At 51.2% G+C, this 20,599-nt stretch carries 16 protein-coding genes; 8 read left to right on the top strand and 8 right to left on the bottom strand.

Annotated elements, in window-relative coordinates; all coding sequences use genetic code 11:
- Window positions 1-42: 42 nt before the first annotated feature.
- The 4 genes from CMUST_RS09265 to CMUST_RS09280 form a co-directional block, all read right to left on the bottom strand.
- Complete coding sequence (locus CMUST_RS09265) at window positions 43-1,878, bottom strand: penicillin-binding transpeptidase domain-containing protein (RefSeq protein ID WP_047262277.1); 1,836 nt, start codon at window positions 1,876-1,878, stop codon at window positions 43-45.
- Window positions 1,879-2,050: 172 nt separating this feature from the next.
- Window positions 2,051-3,220: a flavodoxin-dependent (E)-4-hydroxy-3-methylbut-2-enyl-diphosphate synthase gene (gene ispG, locus CMUST_RS09270; protein ID WP_047262278.1), complete on the bottom strand. Its 1,170-nt coding sequence runs from the start codon at window positions 3,218-3,220 to the stop codon at window positions 2,051-2,053.
- 196 nt (window positions 3,221-3,416) lie between these two features.
- Window positions 3,417-5,132, bottom strand: a complete 1,716-nt coding sequence (locus tag CMUST_RS09275) for a hypothetical protein (RefSeq protein ID WP_052844616.1) — start codon at window positions 5,130-5,132, stop codon at window positions 3,417-3,419.
- On the bottom strand, window positions 5,122-6,000 hold the full coding sequence (locus CMUST_RS09280) for an ABC transporter ATP-binding protein (protein ID WP_083987735.1): 879 nt from the start codon (window positions 5,998-6,000) through the stop codon (window positions 5,122-5,124). Before CMUST_RS09280 ends, CMUST_RS09275 begins: the two co-directional genes overlap by 11 nt.
- Before the next feature lie 491 nt (window positions 6,001-6,491).
- On the opposite strand from CMUST_RS09280, the gene CMUST_RS09285 reads away from it, so the two are divergent.
- From CMUST_RS09285 to CMUST_RS09305, 5 genes are all read left to right on the top strand, one after another.
- A complete protein-coding gene (locus CMUST_RS09285) occupies window positions 6,492-7,130 on the top strand; it encodes an ATP-binding cassette domain-containing protein (RefSeq protein WP_047262279.1) in 639 nt (212 codons plus the stop codon).
- Window positions 7,127-7,822, top strand: a complete 696-nt coding sequence (locus tag CMUST_RS09290; protein WP_047262280.1) for an ABC transporter ATP-binding protein — start codon at window positions 7,127-7,129, stop codon at window positions 7,820-7,822. Before CMUST_RS09285 ends, CMUST_RS09290 begins: the two co-directional genes overlap by 4 nt.
- A 27-nt stretch (window positions 7,823-7,849) precedes the next feature.
- Window positions 7,850-9,124, top strand: a complete 1,275-nt coding sequence (locus CMUST_RS09295) for an MFS transporter (RefSeq protein ID WP_047262281.1) — start codon at window positions 7,850-7,852, stop codon at window positions 9,122-9,124.
- 217 nt (window positions 9,125-9,341) lie between these two features.
- Window positions 9,342-10,832 carry an ABC transporter substrate-binding protein gene (locus CMUST_RS09300; RefSeq protein WP_047262282.1) on the top strand — a complete coding sequence of 497 codons (1,491 nt, stop codon included), beginning with the start codon at window positions 9,342-9,344 and terminating at the stop codon, window positions 10,830-10,832.
- Window positions 10,833-10,924: 92 nt separating this feature from the next.
- Window positions 10,925-12,715 (top strand): ABC transporter permease subunit, encoded by a 1,791-nt coding sequence (locus CMUST_RS09305; RefSeq protein ID WP_047262283.1) that lies wholly within the window; start codon window positions 10,925-10,927, stop codon window positions 12,713-12,715.
- A 52-nt stretch (window positions 12,716-12,767) separates the two neighbouring features.
- On the opposite strand, the gene CMUST_RS09310 is transcribed toward CMUST_RS09305, so the two are convergent.
- Together CMUST_RS09310 and dxr are read right to left on the bottom strand one after the other, a co-directional pair.
- Window positions 12,768-13,976 (bottom strand): M50 family metallopeptidase, encoded by a 1,209-nt coding sequence (locus CMUST_RS09310; RefSeq protein WP_047262284.1) that lies wholly within the window; start codon window positions 13,974-13,976, stop codon window positions 12,768-12,770.
- Window positions 13,977-14,003: 27 nt separating this feature from the next.
- Window positions 14,004-15,176, bottom strand: coding sequence for a 1-deoxy-D-xylulose-5-phosphate reductoisomerase (gene dxr / locus CMUST_RS09315; RefSeq protein ID WP_407922008.1), 1,173 nt, complete (start codon window positions 15,174-15,176; stop codon window positions 14,004-14,006).
- A 363-nt stretch (window positions 15,177-15,539) separates the two neighbouring features.
- On the opposite strand from dxr, the gene CMUST_RS09320 reads away from it, so the two are divergent.
- Window positions 15,540-15,962, top strand: a complete 423-nt coding sequence (locus CMUST_RS09320; protein ID WP_047262285.1) for a DUF2631 domain-containing protein — start codon at window positions 15,540-15,542, stop codon at window positions 15,960-15,962.
- Window positions 15,963-16,219: 257 nt separating this feature from the next.
- Complete coding sequence (locus tag CMUST_RS09325; RefSeq protein ID WP_052844617.1) at window positions 16,220-17,788, top strand: CAP domain-containing protein; 1,569 nt, start codon at window positions 16,220-16,222, stop codon at window positions 17,786-17,788.
- Window positions 17,789-17,874: 86 nt separating this feature from the next.
- On the opposite strand, the gene rlmN is transcribed toward CMUST_RS09325, so the two are convergent.
- Window positions 17,875-18,972: a 23S rRNA (adenine(2503)-C(2))-methyltransferase RlmN gene (gene rlmN, locus CMUST_RS09330; protein ID WP_083987507.1), complete on the bottom strand. Its 1,098-nt coding sequence runs from the start codon at window positions 18,970-18,972 to the stop codon at window positions 17,875-17,877.
- 135 nt (window positions 18,973-19,107) lie between these two features.
- On the opposite strand from rlmN, the gene CMUST_RS16360 reads away from it, so the two are divergent.
- Complete coding sequence (locus CMUST_RS16360; protein ID WP_407922009.1) at window positions 19,108-19,521, top strand: LapA family protein; 414 nt, start codon at window positions 19,108-19,110, stop codon at window positions 19,519-19,521.
- Window positions 19,522-19,676: 155 nt separating this feature from the next.
- On the opposite strand, the gene CMUST_RS09340 is transcribed toward CMUST_RS16360, so the two are convergent.
- Entirely contained in the window at window positions 19,677-20,543 is an 867-nt protein-coding gene (locus CMUST_RS09340; RefSeq protein WP_047263537.1) for a phosphatidate cytidylyltransferase, read from the bottom strand.
- Between the last annotated feature and the right edge of the window lie 56 nt (window positions 20,544-20,599).

Here is a 20,599-nt window from a genome sequence, read left to right on the forward strand (position 1 = left end):
GGGTGTTATCGTAGTCCAGCTAAGCCATAACTTACTATTGGCTTAACCAGCAGGGGCACTAAGCTCATCAAGGCGCTGAAAGAACTTATCCGTAATGGCAACCGCAGATTCAGAGCCCCCGCCAAGAACGATCAGTGTGGCGAACGCAATATCGTCGCGGTATCCAGTAAACCACGCGTGGGAACCGCCATTGATTTCGGCTTCGCCGGTCTTGCCGTAGATTTTCCCGCCAGCATTGATTCCAGCAGCGGTACCACCAGGTTCTGTCACCGCCCCCATGAGGTGCCGTAGTTCTTCGATGGTTTCTGGCGACGGCGGCGGAACGGTTTCTTTTTGGGTGGTGCTGAAGCCGCTCACTAATTGCGGAGTTGGTGTGGAACCATGCGCTGCGGTTGCTGATACTAATGCCATGCCAAATGGGCTGACCAAGGTGAGTCCCTGCCCGTAGCCTGCTTCAGTTTTGTCTAACGGAGTATCACCATTGGGGATTGAACCGGTAATGGTGGATAGTCCCGGAATATCGTAGTCAATTCCGATACCGAACTCTTTGCCTATCCGTTTGAGTTCACCTGCTTCAAGGCGCGTGGATATATCGGCAAAGGTAGTGTTACAGGACCTAGCGAATGCGGTTTGTAGTGGGACGTTTCCTAGGGAGAAGCCATTGTAGTTGGTCACCGTGCGGCCATAGATATTCATAGTCCCTGGGCAGGCAACGATGGAATCAGACCGAAGACCTGACTGGCCGATACCGGCCGAAGCGGTGATGATTTTAAAAGTCGAACCTGGTGGGAATTGGCCGGTGAGTGCTAAATCGCCCTCTTCGTCAGCTTTGTCGGTTTGGGCAACTGCCAAGATCTCGCCGTTACTGGGACGGATTGCAACGATCATTGCTTTCATTTCAGAACGCAGATTCACCGCATCTTCGGCAGCTAACTGAACCTTATGATTAAGGCTCACGCGTACTGCGGGTGCTAATTTCGGAGCTTGATACAAAATATCGTCGATAAGCGCACCATCATGAGTGACCACCGCCACCCGCCAACCATTAGCTCCTTCTAATTCTTCATTAACAAGTTTCGTCACCCGAGAAACAATATCTGGAGCGAAACCTGGGGTTTTACTCACCATGGCGGCTTCATCGTTGAATATGATCCCTGGTTTTTCTGCCAACAATTCCCTCAGCCGCGCGCCAGCTTGTTGGTTAACTGTGGTTACCGAGTAGGTTCCCGACGCCGATTGCAAGGACTTTGCCAACTCAGTGGCATCTATTTGCGGCACCGATTCATCCTCCGCGTGAGCAACGTCGAGAGCGTGGGCGATAGCGTTAGCCGTTGCTTTCCGATCGGAGGTTTTGCCGGTGTCTACCAAAATCCGATCGACTGTTCCTGGGGCTAAGATCTCAATTCCGTCCGAGGATACGATGCTTGCCCGTTGCGCGTTGATCGCGCGTAATTCGAGATGTTGATTTGCGCCCAGCTTCGGGTGGAGTGCTGTTGGCTGCCACCGGATCTTCCACTGATTATTTATCCTGTTTAAGGTCATAGAGGCGTCGTAGACTAACTCCCGATCTTTAGGAAGATCCCACCGAAGTGTGTACGTCGCGGTGGCCAGCGAATCCCGAATATCGACATCGGTAATTTCCGTTTCAAGCCCCTCTGCCTGCAGGCCCGCCCACGTTGCTTCCCACACCTCGGCAACGTTTTCTTCCTTGTCGGTCAGCCCGGCCGCAGCTTGGATGTGGCGCGCTGCCATCTGGCTGAGAAAATCCTCAACAATTGGCTCCGCAGACAATGGTTTAGGGGTGCATCCGCTGAGTATTCCAGCCGCCACACATGCGGCCACGGCAAAACGCAACGCTGGTACGGCTGAGTGGTTCATGCCCGCCAGATTAGCACCAAATCTACAGATCTCCTGCTCACCACACCGGAATTTAGGTGCAAAAGCACACCAGCCCAACTTAGCAAATATTCGAAACCGGCTCCGCCTAAAAACTGGCTCGTAGAAAGGTGCTACAGTCCGGAACGTTGAAATAACTTAATAGAAACTAAGTTTATTTAGTGATGGAGACTTTGGCCTGTCCGCCTTCTTTGATTTCAATCCCTTGTTCCTCAGCAAGCTTTAAAGCCTCTTCGATCAACGTCTCAACGATCTGGGATTCCGGAACCGTCTTAATCACTTCGCCTTTAACGAAGATCTGGCCTTTACCGTTTCCAGACGCCACGCCCAGGTCGGCATCGCGAGCTTCGCCAGGCCCATTGACAACGCATCCCATAACCGCAACACGGAATGGAATATCCATCCCATCCAAGGCGGCGGTTACTTCTTCCGCGAGGGTGTACACATCTACCTGCGCCCGACCACACGAAGGACATGAGACGATTTCCAACCCGCGTTCCCGCAAATTCAGGGATTGGAGGATCTGATCGCCAACTTTTACTTCTTCTTTCGGATCAGCTGATAAAGACACACGTATGGTGTCGCCGATGCCTTCCGACAACAATGCGCCGAAGGCCACTGCTGATTTAATGGTGCCTTGGAATGCTGGTCCCGCCTCGGTTACGCCTAGGTGAAGTGGGTAATCGCACTGTGCAGCCAGCTGGCGGTAAGCCTCCACCATGATGACCGGGTCGTTGTGTTTTACCGAGATTTTGATGTCACCAAAACCATGTTCCTCGAAAAGCGAGGCCTCCCATAATGCCGATTCAACCAGTGCCTCTGGGGTTGCCTTTCCATATTTTTCCAGCAAACGCTTATCTAACGAACCGGCGTTAACGCCGATACGGATTGGAATGCCAGCAGCACCTGCGGCTTTAGCCACCTCTTTTACTCGACCATCGAATTCCTTGATATTTCCCGGATTTACTCGCACTGCCGCGCAACCGGCATCAATGGCAGCAAAGATGTATTTCGGTTGGAAGTGAATATCTGCGATTACCGGGATTGGTGATTTCTTCGCAATGATCGGCAGCGCCTCAGCGTCGACGGTCTTTGGGCATGCCACCCGAACAATATCGCAGCCTGAGGCTGTGAGTTGAGCAATTTGCTGCAATGTCGCGTTGACGTCATGGGTTTTGGTGGTCGTCATCGATTGGACCGAAACTGGGTAGTCAGAACCAACCCCTACATTACCGACCATCAATTGCCGGGTTTTCCGACGCGGTGCCAACACCGGGGGCTGTTCTTGGGTGCTGGGTAAACCGAGGTTGAGTGGGGTGGACACGAGGGCTGCTCCTATTAGGTCAAAAGTCAGTGTAAAACTCCTAGAAATTCTATCACTGCTTATCCACCCAACCGCTATTAGCACTGGCACAGCAGGCCAGTCGACACGCCGCAGCCGTTACGTACCTGACGCCGCTTTTCGACGCGACACCAGCACACGTCGAAAAGCAATTGGGGGTGGGTCGCCCCTCGCCCGCTTAAACGTACCTGCGTACCTTGGCGAAAATTTCCGGATAGTGGCTAGCCAACCGGTTAATTGCCACCCGCAACATCATCGCGTAGAAACCAAGACCTAGGCTAATCGTCAGAATCACTCCCACCACCTGTGCCCACATAAACCCCTGAACATATCCGTAGATTGTTAATCCAATGCCGGGAATTAACGGAATCCAAGCCAAGAATATTCCCGCGAATGAGGAGATAAACGCCCCTGCAGAAAAGCCGGATCGATCTTGCCAGGGGCTGGTTCCTGGCCGGGCAGTCGGAAACGGGTTGTACACAGTGAGAAACACACTGACACCCAAGCTCGTGGCCTGCAGTCCCAACGCTATCCCAATGATCAGATAGGTCTCTGGTATCGGTTTCAATACCGCCACAAGCAAGAAAAAACACCAGCTTGCCATTACCGTCGGTAGTACGGAACCCCAGTGGCGCCCCAATAACAGATCTTTGGCAGTAATATTCGAGGTTAGATGCAGCCAATTGGCGGGGCCATCAAAACCAAAATCGTTGGCGGCATTTATCGAACTGAATATAGCGATAAGCACCACACCTAAAAGCACGGTGCTTCCCCCAAATCGCCAATCCATGACCAGAAAATACACCGCCATCATAGGCAACATTGCTAGGGCAATAATCTGACGGGTGTCGCGTTTGATATACCGAACCGCCCGAGATAGCACCATATTACGTGGGGTATATGCCAACCCTGGAAGTAACAAGCTGCGGCCAGCCCCTGCGCTTTTTGCAGCAACACCACGGTGTTGGTTACCAGTTGAGCTCTGCCCTCCCAGCGGGTTAGCCAACCGGTAATTGGTGCTACGCCACCATACTGTCACCGTCACCAGTAATGTAGCGATAGTAATACCAAAGCATGCCAGTGCGTTCAGCCAATTACCTTCCGCAGCAAACCTGACAATTCCCGCCGACGATGCCAGCGGGGACCACTGAAGGTATTGCCCATAGGTGCTGAGCGAGCTTCGGGAATCTGAGCTATTTATCACCGCCATATACGCGATCCACATGACAAAGAACGCAACGAATCCGATGATCGCTTTGCGGTCTTTTCTCTTCGTATTACTCGCATTTGATAACAAGATTGCGACCGATTCGGCCAACGAAAAAACAATAGCCAGGCTCAGTAGCATTGAAAATACAACGATAATCATATGTAGCACACCAAAACCCAGGGCAGACCAGACAATGCATGTGGCCACGGTCGTAACAAAAGTACACAACAGTGCCAGAAAACCACGGGTTTGCAGCAGTTGAATAAGCATCAAACCTGGCATGATCTGTCGAGTCGAAACCGGAAAAGTGGCTAAAGATTCTGGCATGACCTGCCCCTCCCCTGCTGGCATCATCACCGCAAGAAAGACATAACAGGTAGCACCCAAACCAACTGCTCCAGCCAATGCCCCCAGATTGCCGTCGAGCATCTCAAACCCCATTATCGCGGTAATAGCGATTAGCCCAAAAGCCCCATAAACCAGAATCAAAAGATTCACAACAATAGAGCTCACATTCGCTTTGAACGATCGCCACCACAATAGGCCATTGAGCCGTATCAGAGTTCGGGTGAGACTAGGGGTAGTGCCAACTGCTCCTGGCTGTGCGGGTGGTGAAACCTGCACATAACCACCTTCATGCTGAGACTGCGGACCACCAGCCGATGACGGAGCGTTATGCACCATTGCTATTTCCTTTCTGCTCCAATTCACCCGATGTTTGGCGCAACCACGCCAATTGCCCCTCGGCGAGTTCGCCACCACCGACAATGGATACAAATAAATCAGTGAGTGACTGCTCAGCCGCAAGCTTTTCGACGGTACCCACCACCCGAACCTCCCCTTGATGGATGACTGCCACGTGGTCGCACAGCCCTTCCACCAATTCCATAACATGGGAACTCATGACCACAGTTCCCCCAGAGGCAGCATACGCTTTAAGAATCTGTTGAATGATTCGCCCAGATACCGGATCGACGGCCTCCAACGGTTCATCCAACACTAAAACACGAGGGTTATGCAGCAATGCGCCAGCTAGCAAGATTTTCTTGGTCATGCCAGCGGAATAATCAACTATTTGTTGGTTGCGTGCTTCCGTCAACCCCAACGCAGATAATAATTCGGCGGTTCGGGTGGAGACGTCGACTGGATCCATCCCACGCAATGCTCCGAGGTATTCCAGATATTCGCCACCAGTCAACCGGTCAAAAACTGGCACCCCATCCGCTAACAGCCCCATCGCGGACTTCGCTGCCATGGGATCTGTCCACATGTCGTGTCCACATATAATGGCGTGCCCAGAATCGGGGCGCAACAGTCCCGTTGCCATGTTGAGCATCGTGGTCTTTCCCGCCCCATTGGGGCCCACAACGCCAAAAATGCTGCCGCATGGCACTGAGAGAGAAAGATTATTCACCGCGATCTTATTCCCGAACCGCTTGCATAAATTAACCACTTCAAAGGCGATTGGCACCAACGCTCGCGGTGCTGAATACGCCTTCTCACTGGAGCTTTCCAACGCCCCCATCACCGGATCAATGTTTTTTGGTGTCATGTTATCCATTGAAAACCCTTAGCTTTTTACTCACGATTACGGTCGATAGCTACAAAACAGGAATGCCGAGATTCTGATGAATTCGGCACTATCCTACTAGTGTGTAGTTTTCTATGCTGCCCTACCCACTTTAGCTATAGCAGTTCTTCTCAACCAGGATATGCATACTTCTCACCCCGAATTTGTATGCTCCACAATGAGAAAACCTTTCAATACATACACGGCAACTTCAGGTAAAAGGTCAGTTGCTTCTCAAAAGCTGGTGTTATACCCCACCACCTTAATTTTAAAACTACCCACTTATTGAAAATAAATACTGTTACTATTAGCATTATTGAACATTGCAATCACAACCCGCCTAGGCGTTACTCCAGCGGTCAACCCAACCGGTGTGAACTATAAGCCACAAATCTGTGGTCAATATTTTGAGGAGAACAACCATTTCTAAGGCGACAACACACCAAAACCATACAGATCTAAAACTCTGCGTCATGGATGACGTAACGCTGAGCTACGGTTCATCAGCTGCGGTGCATGTTCCACATCTAGAAATTTTGCCAGGCACGTTGACCGCAGTAGTTGGAGCATCTGGTTCTGGAAAAACCACTCTCGCCAAAGCGATAGGGGGCTTCGACTCTCAACAACTTGGGGTTTGCGGCACCGTTAAGCGCACCGGAACTATCGGCTTTGTCGCCCAAGATAGCTTCGGTGTGCTCAACCCACTGCGTCGCGTCGACAAGCAAATCGCGTTAACCGCAGGTAGTTTACCTGCCGCGCATCAGTTACTCTCCGCGGTCAAACTCGCCCCACACCTGCATTCCCGTTATCCACTTCAACTTTCCGGCGGTCAACGACAGCGCGCAGCGATCGCCTTTGCGCTGGGAGTACAGCCACATCTGTTGCTTGCCGATGAAATCACCTCCGCTTTAGATCCCATCGCCACATCCGAAATTGTTTATACCCTACGTGAGCTGGTAGCCGAATCGAAAAAAACAAACAATCCCATGTCGGTTCTTTTCATCACACACGACCTCGCCGCCGCCCGAGCGTTATGCCCCGCCGTCATCACTATGCACCCATCTGAGACTGGTACCGGCTACGTAGCGCAGTATGAAAGGGAGTGGCAATGATCGACATAACCAACGCAGCTGTTTTTCCCTATTTACAACCAACCTCATTGCACATTGCCCAAGGGGAAAAAGTCGCCCTCCTGGGCGCTTCCGGAGCTGGAAAAACAACTCTGCTGCGGCTACTGTGCGGATGGTTACGGCCAGACGTCGGCACCGTCACAGCACCCACCATTGGTGATTTTTCGTATATCCCACAAGATCTTGACGGCAGCCTCAACCCCAACTTACGAATCGTCGATGTGGTTACCGAACCCATTGCAATTGCTGGCGGTGATGTCGCGTCCGCAAAACACACAGTCCCTGAATTGTTGAAATCACTGGCGTTAAACCCGGAAATCGCTGATAAATACCCGTATGAGATCTCGGGCGGACAACGCCAACGAGTTGGTATCGCCCGCGCCTTAATCGGTCAACCCAAAGTGATCTATGCTGATGAGGCACTCAGTGCGCTTGACAGCACGGCCAAGAAGCTAGTGATTGATCTACTTAAATCACCAGACCTCACTACTGTCTTGGTTTCCCATGATCTTGTTGCCGCAACAACTTTATGCTCTCGATGCATTATCGTGTCGGACGGCGCGATTGTTGAGGACATTCCCGCCACAGATTTCTGGAGCACTACCTCAGCAAGCCCGATGCGGCGCACCCTCATTGACGCCCACAGACTGCTTAACTCTGAAACCGCTATTTAACCACTTCAAGGATCACAAACAACCACTATGACATCGAATCCTGCTGTAAAAACCAATCGTTCGCGTTGGGCTGTATTTGCGCGCCTACCTCTAGCAGTCCAGCTTTTACTTCTAACCCAAATGCTATTTAACGTGGGTTTTTACCTGGTGGTTCCCTTTCTAGCAACATTTATGAGCCAATCACTGGCCGCAAGTGGCACAATGATTGGCCTGGTCCTGGGGCTTAGAACGTTCAGCCAACAAGGCCTGTTTTTCGTAGGTGGCGCATTGACGGATCGATTCGGGGTAAAACCGATCTTGCTCATTGGCATAGCAATCCGCATCATCGGTTTTATCGCCGCCGGATTGTCTACTACTGCGTCCCAGCTGTTGATAGCTGTAGTACTTATCGGCTTTGCCGCCGCGCTCTTTTCGCCAGCCGCCGAGGCATCGTTTTCGGTAGCAGGGCGCAGCACGGAAGATTCAGGCCTTATTACTCGAGCCGAGCTGTTCGCCCTGGACACGGTCTTTTCTCGGGTCGGTGCACTCATCGGCCCGATCCTGGGAGCAGTGTTACTGCCCATAGGTTTTCCGCTCATGTGCTTTATCGCAGCAGGGATCTTCGGCATGTTATTGCTCAGTCACGCACTGACCGTTCCTGCGGTCACCACCCCACCAAGCGCCTCCATATGGAATAGCCTGGCTACGGTACTACGCAACAAGCTCTTTATCGCTTTTGCAGTAGCCTATAGTACCGGACTGGTTGCCTACAACCAACAGTATCTTTCCTTGCCCGTGGAATTGGAACGTGCAACTGGAAGTCAAGAAGCTATTGGATGGATGTTTGTCTTTGCCAGTATTTTTGTTTTGCTCCTACAGATGCCTCTAGCACGTTGGGCACAACAGCGCACCGCAACCGTCGCTCTAGCAGCAGGATTTATCAGCACTGCCTCCTCCTTCGCGTTGATAGCCCTTCTTGCCCCGCTGACTCCGGCCGATGGATGGCTTTCCATTGCCCCCATTCTCATAATGCTGATGCTTCTACATATCGGTCAAATGGTTGCCGTTCCAATCGCCCGTGATCTGGTAGGGATCATCGCCCATGAAGAACACGTGGGCACTTATTTCGGCTTCCTCAATTCATTTGGTGGTCTTTCCGTCCTGATCAGCTCTTTGATTCTCGGTGGACTGCTGGATTTTGCCCACACCCCGCAACCTACAGCGGCTCTTCCCTGGTTGGTGTTAACAGCGATCATGGCAGCTTCAGCTATAGCGTTGCCCCGGATTGCCACCATCGCGCGTTCCCGAAAGGTGAGTATTTAACTAATGCCTTCACTGTCACAATCTTTTCTTCCCCTAGGTGCCACCGGGCCACCTGAAAATGTATTGATTTTCTTGACGCCTTCTCACCAGTGAGTTGTCACTGAACATCTGTCATTGAACAGTTAGGCAACAAAACACGAAGGTAATTGACCTAGTAGAACATTTCTTAATGGTCACCGAAACACATTCACAGCACCAGAGTATAAGGAGCTTTCAGATGTCCACTATCCGACGCAGCGCCCTGTTGCGCATTACAGCAGCCGCAACCTGTTCATTATTGGCGCTCAGCGCATGTACCGTTGAAGATACAGCTAGCGGCGATAATGCCGTTACAATCGCGCTGCCATTTCAACCCGTAGCGTCACTTTCGCCCTATTCTGACGACGCACTTCTTAATACCCGCATGGGTATTGGTGAGACGTTACTCCAGCTCGATTCCAATGGTCAACCGCAACCAGGGTTGGCTAAATCCTGGGAAGTCATCGATGACAAAACCGTCGAATTCACCCTCCGAGATAACGTAAAATTCCACGACGGAACCGATCTAAGCCCAACAGCTGTTGTGCGAGCTTTAGAGCATGCGGTTAAGGCAGACTCCCGACCTAAGGGTCTCGGTAAATCCGAATTGACCTTCACCGCAGTAGGCGACAACAAGGTCAAGGTAGTCTCAGCCGATTCAGACCCAATTCTGGCACAACGTTTCGCGGACTCAGGCGCGATTATCCTCGCAGAAAAGGCTTACGAACAGGCCTCGCCGTCTCTAGTGGGAACCGGAACCGGCCCGTTTAAGCTGGTGGAACTAACCGACAATGAAGCAAAAACTGAAGGTTTCGCTGATTATTGGGATGGCAAGCCTGCACTAGATTCGGTAAAAACGGTGTTCATTGAGGACGGCGCAGGCCGAGCAAACGCGGTGCGCGCTGGCGAAGTCTCTTTGGCACAGGCCGTCCCCATTGCGCAATTGGTGGAATTGGGTGACTTAGCGGTGGAATCCACCCCTATTCCTCGGGCGGTATTACTACACCTAAATACAAAGAAAGGTGCTTTCGCCGATGCTGGGTTACGTGCCAAGGCTGCCGAAGCCATCGAGTCTAAGTCAGTAGTCGACAACATCTACGAGGGTCACGCATCTTTGGCGAACGGTAGCTTATTCAGTGAATCCGCTGAATGGGCCACAGCGGTGGAGTCGAAAAATTCTCTGGCGGGTGCCAAAGACGCTGCTGGAACCAAAATCCGGTTAGCTACGTGGACGGAGCGGCCTGAGTTGCCAGAGGCTGCGTCTGTGTTGGCTGAGCAACTACGTGGCGTGGGTTTTGATGTCGAAGTTGTGGCCCAAGACTACGATTCGTTGGAGCCTGCGCTGCTAGCAGGTGAATTCGATGCCGTACTAGCATCCCGAAACTATCAAACTGGTGCTGCAGACCCAGTTTCCTACCTCAGCTCCGATTTCAGCTGTGACGGTTCCTATAATCTGTCGTTGTACTGCAATCCAGAAATTGATGCTGCGATTGACGAAACCAATAAGATTTCTGATACCACTAAGCGTTACACCTCCGCTGCTGAAATCGGCGCCAAAGTGGTCGCCGACAATGCGGTTATCCCTGTAGCGCACGAGTATTCGCTGATCACCTACAACAAACTTGAAGGTATCAGCTTCGACCCGTTCGAGCGCAAACTCATAACCAAGAACACCAAAATCACAAGCTAGCAGTTCCCGCATCCGCTTGGTCGTGCTAGGTGCAGACATATTGTCACTGTCCGCGCGCTCATAACCACTCCGTTTTACCGTTAAGGAATCCCATGTCCGCTACCGAATGCCCGCCATCGCTTGTAAAAAAAGCCAAGCCGTCGGCTCTTCGACGCTGCTTTTCGACGATTGCGTTCCCGCTTAGCCTATTGGTTTCCGGAATCATCATCACCGCCATCTTGCCCTTCATTGGACAGCGGGATCTGGCATTTGCGGTATTTCGGGCCCGCGAAGCAGAACGCGAACCAGACCCAGAAGTCTTAGCGGCGATTCGTGAGGAATTAAATCTTCCGGATAGCCCACTAGCGGGGGTTATCCAATGGTTTTCTGGCGCACTCCGAGGGGATTTCGGTGTTAGCTGGGTCGACCCGGCCCGGTCCGCAACTTCCGTTGCGCTCAGCGGATTCGGAGTGTCTGCAACCATTGCATTTTTATCCACAGCCATTGCAGTGCTTATCGCCATAGCTTTAGTATTCCCTCGAATTACCAGTGTTGTTCGTGGTAAACCTGCAAGAACTTCACATATCTTGGGGATGGCAATGCTCGGATCCATTCCGGAATTTGTTCTAGCCGTCGTGCTATTGGTTGTTTTTGGATTGCAGTGGGGGTGGTTTCCAGTAAGCGGTTTTTCGTCGATAAAACACATGGTCTTACCTGTGTTGTCGTTGGCATTACCGGCTGCTGGCATGCTGGGACGGATCCTGCTCATCACAATCGACGGGATTTCCCATGAAGAGTGGGTTCGATCTTGGCGGCTCAATGGCGTGAAAAAGAGCATAATCATTTATGCGCTTTTGCAGCGCAGCATGGCTGTCCTACTGCCACAAATTGTTTTGTTCTTCGCAGGAAATTTAGCGGCCACGGTACTGATAGAAACAACTTTCAGTATTCCCGGAATGGGTAACACGGCAGTTAAAACAGCCATCAGCAGGGATATTCCCGTTCTACAAGTAATTGTTATAACGGCTTTGGTGGTGGGGTTGCTCTCCGGTGGACTCGCACAATGGCTACGACACCGATTGCTCGCACCGTTATTGCAAGCCGAAACTGCCTATTCATCGCAATCAGCCGATTCTCGCCTTAAACCCCGTGGCGGCTGGGCGCTAATGATAGTTTCACTGCCGTTTTTGGCGTTACTAGTTCTGTGGGCGATTCTGCCTGTCCCATCAGTTACGCCGGAGCAACGGCTTCGGCCACCTTCAATGGTTCATTGGTTAGGAACAGATCAACTCGGACGCGATTTAGCAGCCCGCATCGCGCATGGGGCGATTTTCAGTCTGGGTGCCGCTGTTGCTGTCACCGCAGCCTGTGCTGTTTTGGGATTGGTGCTTGGCTTAGCTGGGTCCTGGGTATCTAAGCTAGGCAACGCTCTTAATGCTCTTCCCGCAGTTTTTATCGGCGTAATTTTCGCTGGTGTCTTTGGAGCCTCACAGTTGACCGCATGCATCGCTGTTCTCAGTGTGGGCTGGATCCCTCTCGCCGCACACGCCGCCAGTGTCGTTGATGAAACTCGGGCAACTGGGTATTACCGCTGGGCACAGGTACAAGGTGCAAACCGCTTGCGGCTGTTACGGGTACACACCTTGCCAACACTGATTCCGGCTATTGTCCGTCACGCCGTTAGCCGAATAGCTCATAACGCCTTGGCACTTGTAAGCCTAGGTTTTCTTGGACTCGGTGCCCCGCTTGAATCGCCCAATTGGGGCATCATCTTGTCTGAGTCGATCCGCTACATTGAACGAGCTCCGTGGATAATGTTAACGCCGACAGTGTTACTAATTCTGCTGGGAATTGCATCTGCTTTGGCGACGGACACCGACATCCGATTACGAAAGTCTCGCTGATGGTGCGCACTTTGGTCGCGTCCGGACATACTTTTAGATACCTAGTAGATACCTAGCCAAAAATATTTACCGGATTCACCACGTCAGCAATGATGACAATCGCACCAACACCAATCAAAACCGCTGCCACTGCCATCGTGACCGGAACCAATTTTTCGTAATCGGCTGGCCCAGCGGGTGCTAGGCCTCGTAATTTCCGTAATAAATCCCGAATTTTTTCGTACATAACCACCGCGATATGCCCACCATCTAATGGTGGCAGCGGAATCAGGTTGAAAAACGCCAAGAAGAAATTGAGGCTGGCGAGCATCAAGAAAAACATTGGCCAAGCTGAGCGCTCCGCCAAGACGCCGCCGACGTGGGAAGCGCCCACCACACTGATCGGCCCATCAACCTCGCGTTCAGCACCAAAGATTGATGCGGCAACGCCTGGGATCTTTTGCGGGAACGAAGCCAATCCGCTTAAGGTGGCAGATGTCAAAGATCCAGCGAATCCGACTGTGGCACCAACCGCATCGATTGGCCCGTAGGAAATAAAAAGTTCAAGTGGCGCACTAGCTACACCTATGGCACCTACCGTTACTTCTTCTCCAGCGGGATTAAGCCTGCTGGCAGATTCCACCTGGATCGGCACGTCTAGTGGTTTACCGTTACGCTCTATATGAAGCACAATTTGTTCATTTGGTTTTTGCATCACGTAGTCGCGTAGCTCAACGAAGCTTCCGACGGTAGTGTCATCCACTGCCAACACTCGGTCGCCGACCTGTAATCCTGCTTTGGCAGCTGGCCCAGCACCAGAACAAGGTGCTAAAGTCTGCACGTCCAGTTGTTTAGGAGCGACACAGTTAATTTCACCAATGGTTGCCGTAGTGTCGACATTGTTATTGGGTAATCCGGACGTGACCGCTAACCCATACAAAATGACCAACGCCACGATGACATTGACGATGATCCCACCTAATAACACGATGATCCGCTGCCACCAGGGCTTGAAAATCATCGCGTGTGGTTTTTCAGCCGCTGTTAATTCATCCTGATTGGTCATGCCTGCGATGTCGCAGAAACCGCCCAGAGGAATCGCTTTGAATCCATAGACGGTTTCTCCACGCTTCACGGACCAGACGGTAGGCCCAAAACCAACAAAGAAACGTCGGACTTTCATGCCAAAAAATCGAGCGGTGGCAAAATGACCCCATTCATGAAGCGCAATTGTTGCAGCGATTCCGACAGCAAAGATGAAAACACCAAGTAAATAGGACATAGTTTGTTGTGTCAGTTTCCTTAACAGCTAACCTTCAATGCGTGCGATAGCCTCATCTGCATATGTTCGGGCAATCTGCTCACATTCTATGACTTCCGCGATTGTATTCGCCGTACCCGCAAACTGCGAACTAACAGATACTATTTCTTCCACCACATCGACAATTGCAGGAAATTTTATCCGACCAGCCAAGAACGCAGCCGCCGCTTGCTCATTGGCTGCGTTATATACCGCTGGAAACGTGCCGCCGCGCAGCGCAACATCGCGTGCTAATTGAACAGCTGGGAAAGCCGTGTCATCCACCGGGAAAAAATCCCAAGTGGCCACAGCGCTGAAGTCTAATGCGGGTTGTGCGTTCGGCACTCGGTGAGGCCAATTCAACGCTAAAGAAATAGGAAGCTTCATCGATGGTGGTGACGCCTGCGCAATGGTGGCTCCATCAGTGAACGTCACCATGGAGTGCACGATAGATTGGGGGTGCACCGTGACGTCAATGCGGTCAGCCGGGATATCAAATAGCAAGGAGGCTTCAATTAATTCCAGTCCTTTATTAATCAAGGTTGCGGAATTGAGGGTGTTCATTTCTCCCATAGACCACGTGGGGTGAGCCGCGGCTTGCTGCGGGGTTACTTCCCACATCTGTTCTCTAGTCCAACCACGAAACGGTCCACCGGAGGCGGTGAGGACTAGTCGATCAACCTCATATTTTTCTCCTGAGCGTAAGCACTGCGCCATGGCTGAGTGTTCTGAATCCACCGGCACCAGCTGACCTGGGGCAAGCGCTTTCATGACCAATTCACCGCCAGCAACCAAGGATTCCTTATTTGCTAATGCCAAAGTGCTTCCAGTCTCAATGACCGCCATCGTCGCAGCTAAACCTTGGGATCCCACCAAGGCATTTAACACTGTGTCTGCTGGCGTTTCGCGTACCAGGTTCTCCGCAGCGTCATGCCCAGAGCGCACCGGCGCCCCCAAAGCTTCTGACACTAGTTGTGCTGCATCGACATTGGCGACTGACACTTGACTAGCTGACAATTTGAGGGTGGTTGCCTGTTGAATAATCAATTCCGGATTGCGTCCGCCTGCCGCAATGCCAACCACTTGGAATTTATCCGGGTTATCTGCAATTACCTCGAGTGCTTGCGTGCCTATGGAGCCAGTGCTACCTAAAATTACTACCGCTGTTTTCATAAGTTCCATTGTTTCATTATCTGTGACTGTTTCCCGCACCGCAGATGTGATTGGGTGAAATACTTGGTAGCCGGTCGACGCAGTACCGTGATGTAATACCATGGTTTTGTGATCCAGCAACGTCGTTTTTACCCCCTAACGTGTACCAACTTAAGATTGAGAATTGAATCTACACATACGGAATTTTGCGTTTTCGCTGGTCAAGGCAAATGTGGCGAATGACACATGTCTGCCTCCCCGCCCGTTAATGTCGCCTGAAACGTGCAGTTATGCCAAAATAGTTGGGAAATCTATTACTCCCCTACTAACGCATGGTTATATGTAAGCAGTAGCCACAAGCCCAGCGTGACATCAAGTTTTAAGGAGAAGAGCGTGGCCGGTTCTCACGAGATCGCCCCTGAGGTACACAACGGTGTATCCACCCTAGATGAGCCATCAGCAGCATGGGGTTGGCACCACATCGGGCGCAATGCAACCCAGATTTCGGGATGGATCTGCGTCTTCATTCTGCTGGGCTACAACTTCGGTAACCACAAGGGCCATGTTGAAACTATCTTCCTTTTTGTTTTTGCGGCACTAATCGCAGCTGGCTTACTGTGGCAGTTGTTTGAACCGCAAGGCAAGCAGGCTCGCACCTTGACTGCACACAACAAGCCAGTAGGCCACAAGGAATTGGACTGGAATTATCTGCAAGCTACTTGTACTGGGCCATATGCGGAGCTGACAGACTCACAGTTGCGCGCATTGAATATCGAGCCTTCTCGGGTATCTCACTTAAGGAAGCTGGAAAGCTAAAATTTTCCCAATATACCGCCTATCTAACGATAGGCGGATTTTTAATGCCATCAGGATCAATCTGCTCAAGTTTTGGCACCGCATTCATGTTAAAACCCACACCATAACCACCCCCCGAGCGATACCAAATATACAGTTTTATCATTTTATATTTAATTCAATCTTTTGACTTTTCTATCTATTTATCATTCTAGGCAGTTGACAGTTAAACTAAATTTCAGTTCTGATTCTCTCATCTGCCAAGGAGATAATTTCCCATGCCTCGTAACTGGCGTCGAAAAGCGCTAGCATGCGCCGTTGTCGCATCGTTAAGTTTTAGCAATCTTCATGCCACACAAGCCCCTGCTGTCGCCCAGGTAGCCACCCCACACCATACGATCAGCCTGCAAGCTGGTTCATCGGAATTCAATCCAGAATTCTTCTACAAGATACTCGGCGGTGCTGCACCATTATTTGCCGCGATTTTGGGCATCGTTTTTTGGGTTACAAGATCAACACCAAAAGAATCAACGGAAACATCAAAGCAATCCGCTGATACTGGGTTAGCACCACATACGACTACCGCACCGCCGACCACGGAATCTTCAACATTCTGGTTCCCTGGCACAACCCCAAGTCCAGCCCAGCCTTCACCCGAGGCTGCCCCACCCGCTTCGAACAATAACCCTGTAGAGCCTGCTGACGCTGCGGCACCAAACATCAATAACACAGCGGGAAAGCAGACAGACCTATCGAGCCTTTCCAGTTCATCCAGTTCGACACCACCACGGAAACAAAATCCCGCTACACCAGGATCTGAATCCGATTCATCCGTCCCACGCCAAATACAGCGCGTGTTGGATGAGATCAATAGCCAACGTCGTAGCCATGGACTCAACCCAGTGATGCTTGATACCGAACTGAGCAAAGCAGAGCAAAAAGTTGCCGAGGATTTTATTAGATCAGGAGTTTTCCAAACGGATCACTCAATGCGGGTGGTTCCTATCTCCGGTGAAGATCCCGTGATCGGATACCGCGAATCTATCGCGAAACATGACTTCCTTAAGCAATTGGTTACCCGCCCAGATCTCACAAAGGTCGGCATCGGACTAGCCACAAACGGTTTTTGGTGGGGTGGTCTAGCACGTTTCGTCACCGAGGGAGACAGCTTAACCACTAATGAGGCACGTGTTACGAAACTCATTGATCGGATAAACCAGGAGCGAAGGAAAAATGGTGTGAACCCGCTCCACATTGCTCCTTCTTTTACTGCCGACGAAGTGGCATGGGCGAAGCACATGAAAGAAGTCAACAAACTCTACTTTTCGGGCACAAGGCGTGCAGTGTGGCGCGCCCACGATCCGTTAGAAGCAGTTGCAGTTTGGGCTCAACAATCTGGTTTTAATTTCATTTTGACTGATTCCCGCTACAGTCATGTTGCCGTCGGCTTGTACCAAGATGGTGACGAATTCTGGATTTCTGCACGCCCCATCACCCCAGGAGTCGCGCTGCAAGAACGCACAAAACAAATCGAATCTATTATCACCGCGATCAATAACAAGCGAAGGACAGCAGGACTTAGCCCGCTCACTGTTGACGATCACAATCACACTCACCTGCAAAAGCAAGCGCAACTTTTTGCCAACGGCAAAATTGTCCAGCAACAACTTCCCCTAACGGAAGTGTACGCGCTTGCCGACGACCCGCTCGCGGCCGCCGAAAACCTATTTGCGCAGAAAAAGAACAGCGACGTGTTGCTTTACCCTCGGGCATCAAGGATCACGGTTGCTATCGCGGAAAAGGACGGTTTTTATGCTGTCGCTGTGAAAGTGCCGCGAAACAGCTAACCTAACTGCTTACAACCAGGCTCCCACACATTTTCGTCTGGAATAGACTCAACGATGAGGCTTATAAAGATCTTACTTTTTAAGCCTCATCGTTCTTCTGCTGCGAGTTGACCGCAAGCAGCTGCGATTTCTTGCCCCTTGGTGTCGCGAACCGTACAAGTAACTCCTTGGGCGATAACTCGTCTAACGAATTCATCTTGCTGGGTTTTAGGGGAGGCATCCCACTGGGAACCCGGGGTTGGATTAAGTGGGATCAAGTTAACATGCGCTTTTGATCCTAAGGCTTTGTGGAGTTTTTTCCCAAGCATGTCCGCGCGCCACCCGTGATCGTTGACGTCCCGAATGAGCGCGTATTCGATAGAGACGCGACGCCCAGAACGATCTGCGTAGTAGGCTGCTGCATCCAACACCTCCGCCACTGACCAACGATTGTTCACAGGAACCAAGGTATCGCGTAACTCGTCATCCGGGGTATGCAGAGAAACAGCAAGAGTAACCGACAGATCTTCGTCGGCAAGCTTGCGTATCGCCGGAGCCAATCCCACCGTAGATACAGTGACGTTTCGCTGCGAAATACCAAAACCCTGCGGCACCGGCTCCGTTATCTGATGGATAGCGTGCACCACCCGCTTGTAATTAGCTAACGGCTCCCCCATCCCCATAAAGACAATATTAGATAGCCGACCGCCTTCTGATTCCATCGTCGCGGCAGCCGCGCGAACTTGATCTACGATCTCGGCAGTGGACAAATTGCGGTCTAACCCGCCTTGGCCTGTTGCGCAGAACGGACACGCCATGCCACAACCCGCTTGGGATGAGATGCACAACGTGGCGCGGTTGGGATACCGCATCAAAACAGATTCCAACAAGGTACCGTCATGAAGCTTCCACAGCGTCTTTTGAGTTTCGCCGTCATCGGCTAAAACTTCCCGCACTGATGTCATCAGTGTGGGGAAAAGCGCTTCGGCCACTTTATCCCGCGCAGCTGCGGGAAGATCAGTCATAGACCGCGGATCGGCCTGCATGCGGCCATAGTAATGTTTAGCCAATTGGTTCGCTCTGAATTTAGGCAATCCAAGATCAGCGAGAGAGACAATCCGTTCGTCGGTAGTTAAATCGGCAAAATGCTTCGGTGGCATTGCTCGACGCGCAGTAGCGAAGTTAAGGGGGATGGGTGTAGCCATAATCAAACTATTCTGACACGAACAAGGGCAAAACGTCGATTCGGTGGCATATCACAGGTGTGCAACTGCTATTTTTCATAACAATCTCGCACTTTTTAGATGTCGCGATTGTATTGAGCTACTAAACACAGTTGAATAGTAACCATGTCTAAAAACAACGACGACTTTCATTCGGATGCATTAGCCCACGAGCCGACAACGCACCCAGATGCTTTTTCGGACAACTCAGTCCATGAATACGAGCCTTCTGTTGATAATCTCCCCGCTGAGGTTCCTGCTGCCACCACACCCGCTGCAAAACCTGCGGTTAAAAGCTCATTTGCGGGTGGAACTTGGGTGGCGCTCATCGCAGGTGCGCTTCTACTTATCGTGCTCCTAGTGTTTATCCTGCAAAACCAACAACCAGTCGATCTCACTCTATTCGCCTGGAGCTTTACCTTCCCAGCTGGTGTTGGATTTTTGCTCGCGGCTATAGCTGGCGCACTGATCATGGCTCTTGTTGGTGGAGTTCGTATGCTCCAATTGCGCCGCCAGATTAAAAAGAATTAGAAGTTCTCCCCCATCCGAAACCCTGCGTTGACCTGCACCTGGCAACAAGCGCAGGGTTTTGTTGTATACAGTTTTCCCAGCAGGTGAGATAGTACATTCACCAGCTACCTGTGAGGATTTCCTAATAACGAATACGCTTTGGTGGCGTCGAAAAGCTAAAGCGAGATCACAGACAGCACCAACCACGTCACCATAGCGGCAGGTAGCATTCCGTCCAGTCTATCCATTATGCCACCATGCCCCGGTATCATTTGTGACATATCTTTAATGCCTAATTCTCTCTTGAATTGTGACTCCACTAGGTCTCCAAGTGTTGCACAAATGACGAGCAGAATACCCAGCAATACCCCCCACCACCAGTCAGAATGCAACAAATAGTGCATGCTTAAAGCACCAACCACTGCCCCGAAAATAATGGATCCGGCAAATCCCTCCCACGATTTTTTAGGGCTTACTGCTGGTGCCATCGGGTGGGAACCAAACATTACACCCGCGACATAGCCGCCAGTATCAGATGCAATAACACACATCATGAATGTGATGACAAACATAGAGCCAGCGATTTCATGGCCCCGAAGCAGCGACATCATCGCGGCAAAACTGCCAAAAAGCGGAATCCAGGTGAGGACGAAAATCCCCACAGCCGTATCCCGGAGATAGTTTTTAGGAGCGGAGTTTTTTCCGTGGTGAAATAACCGGGAATACATCACGAGCAAAACGGCAGCGACAAACCCAGACACCAATCCTTTGGGCCCAAATGGCCACGATAGCCACAGCATAAGCTGTCCGCCGAATAACAGCCACCATCGCTGCACAATGTAGCCTTTTTCGGAAAGCCGGGAGATAACTTCCCACTGGGCGAAGAATATTGCAATGGCTACTAGCGGATACCAGCCAAATGGTATGACAAAGATTGCCAGAATCACAACGGCGAAGAGTCCAAACCCCACCGGAATAGCCACTTTCAAATCGCGGCCAGCGGAATTTTTCGGTTTAGGCAGATGGCGGGTTGTGTTATTCATCGGCAGAATTTTAACTTTCATCAGGCTATGCATTAAACCCCCAGGGATCTATATCG

Origin of the sequence: Corynebacterium mustelae, assembly GCF_001020985.1 — a bacterium.
Classification (GTDB): domain Bacteria; phylum Actinomycetota; class Actinomycetes; order Mycobacteriales; family Mycobacteriaceae; genus Corynebacterium; species Corynebacterium mustelae.

Bases quoted from the DNA above. Each gene is read 5' to 3' on its own strand.
- CMUST_RS09265 (WP_047262277.1), bottom strand. From the start codon at position 1,878: ATGAACCACTCAGCCGTACCAGCGTTGCGTTTTGCCGTGGCCGCATGT.
- CMUST_RS09275 (WP_052844616.1), bottom strand. From the start codon at position 5,132: ATGGTGCATAACGCTCCGTCATCGGCTGGTGGTCCGCAGTCTCAGCAT.
- CMUST_RS09280 (WP_083987735.1), bottom strand. From the start codon at position 6,000: ATGACACCAAAAAACATTGATCCGGTGATGGGGGCGTTGGAAAGCTCC.
- CMUST_RS09285 (WP_047262279.1), top strand. From the start codon at position 6,492: ATGGATGACGTAACGCTGAGCTACGGTTCATCAGCTGCGGTGCATGTT.
- CMUST_RS09290 (WP_047262280.1), top strand. From the start codon at position 7,127: ATGATCGACATAACCAACGCAGCTGTTTTTCCCTATTTACAACCAACC.
- CMUST_RS09295 (WP_047262281.1), top strand. From the start codon at position 7,850: ATGACATCGAATCCTGCTGTAAAAACCAATCGTTCGCGTTGGGCTGTA.
- CMUST_RS09300 (WP_047262282.1), top strand. From the start codon at position 9,342: ATGTCCACTATCCGACGCAGCGCCCTGTTGCGCATTACAGCAGCCGCA.
- CMUST_RS09305 (WP_047262283.1), top strand. From the start codon at position 10,925: ATGTCCGCTACCGAATGCCCGCCATCGCTTGTAAAAAAAGCCAAGCCG.
- CMUST_RS09310 (WP_047262284.1), bottom strand. From the start codon at position 13,976: ATGTCCTATTTACTTGGTGTTTTCATCTTTGCTGTCGGAATCGCTGCA.
- dxr (WP_407922008.1), bottom strand. From the start codon at position 15,176: ATGGAACTTATGAAAACAGCGGTAGTAATTTTAGGTAGCACTGGCTCC.
- CMUST_RS09325 (WP_052844617.1), top strand. From the start codon at position 16,220: ATGCCTCGTAACTGGCGTCGAAAAGCGCTAGCATGCGCCGTTGTCGCA.
- rlmN (WP_083987507.1), bottom strand. From the start codon at position 18,972: ATGGCTACACCCATCCCCCTTAACTTCGCTACTGCGCGTCGAGCAATG.
- CMUST_RS09340 (WP_047263537.1), bottom strand. From the start codon at position 20,543: ATGAATAACACAACCCGCCATCTGCCTAAACCGAAAAATTCCGCTGGC.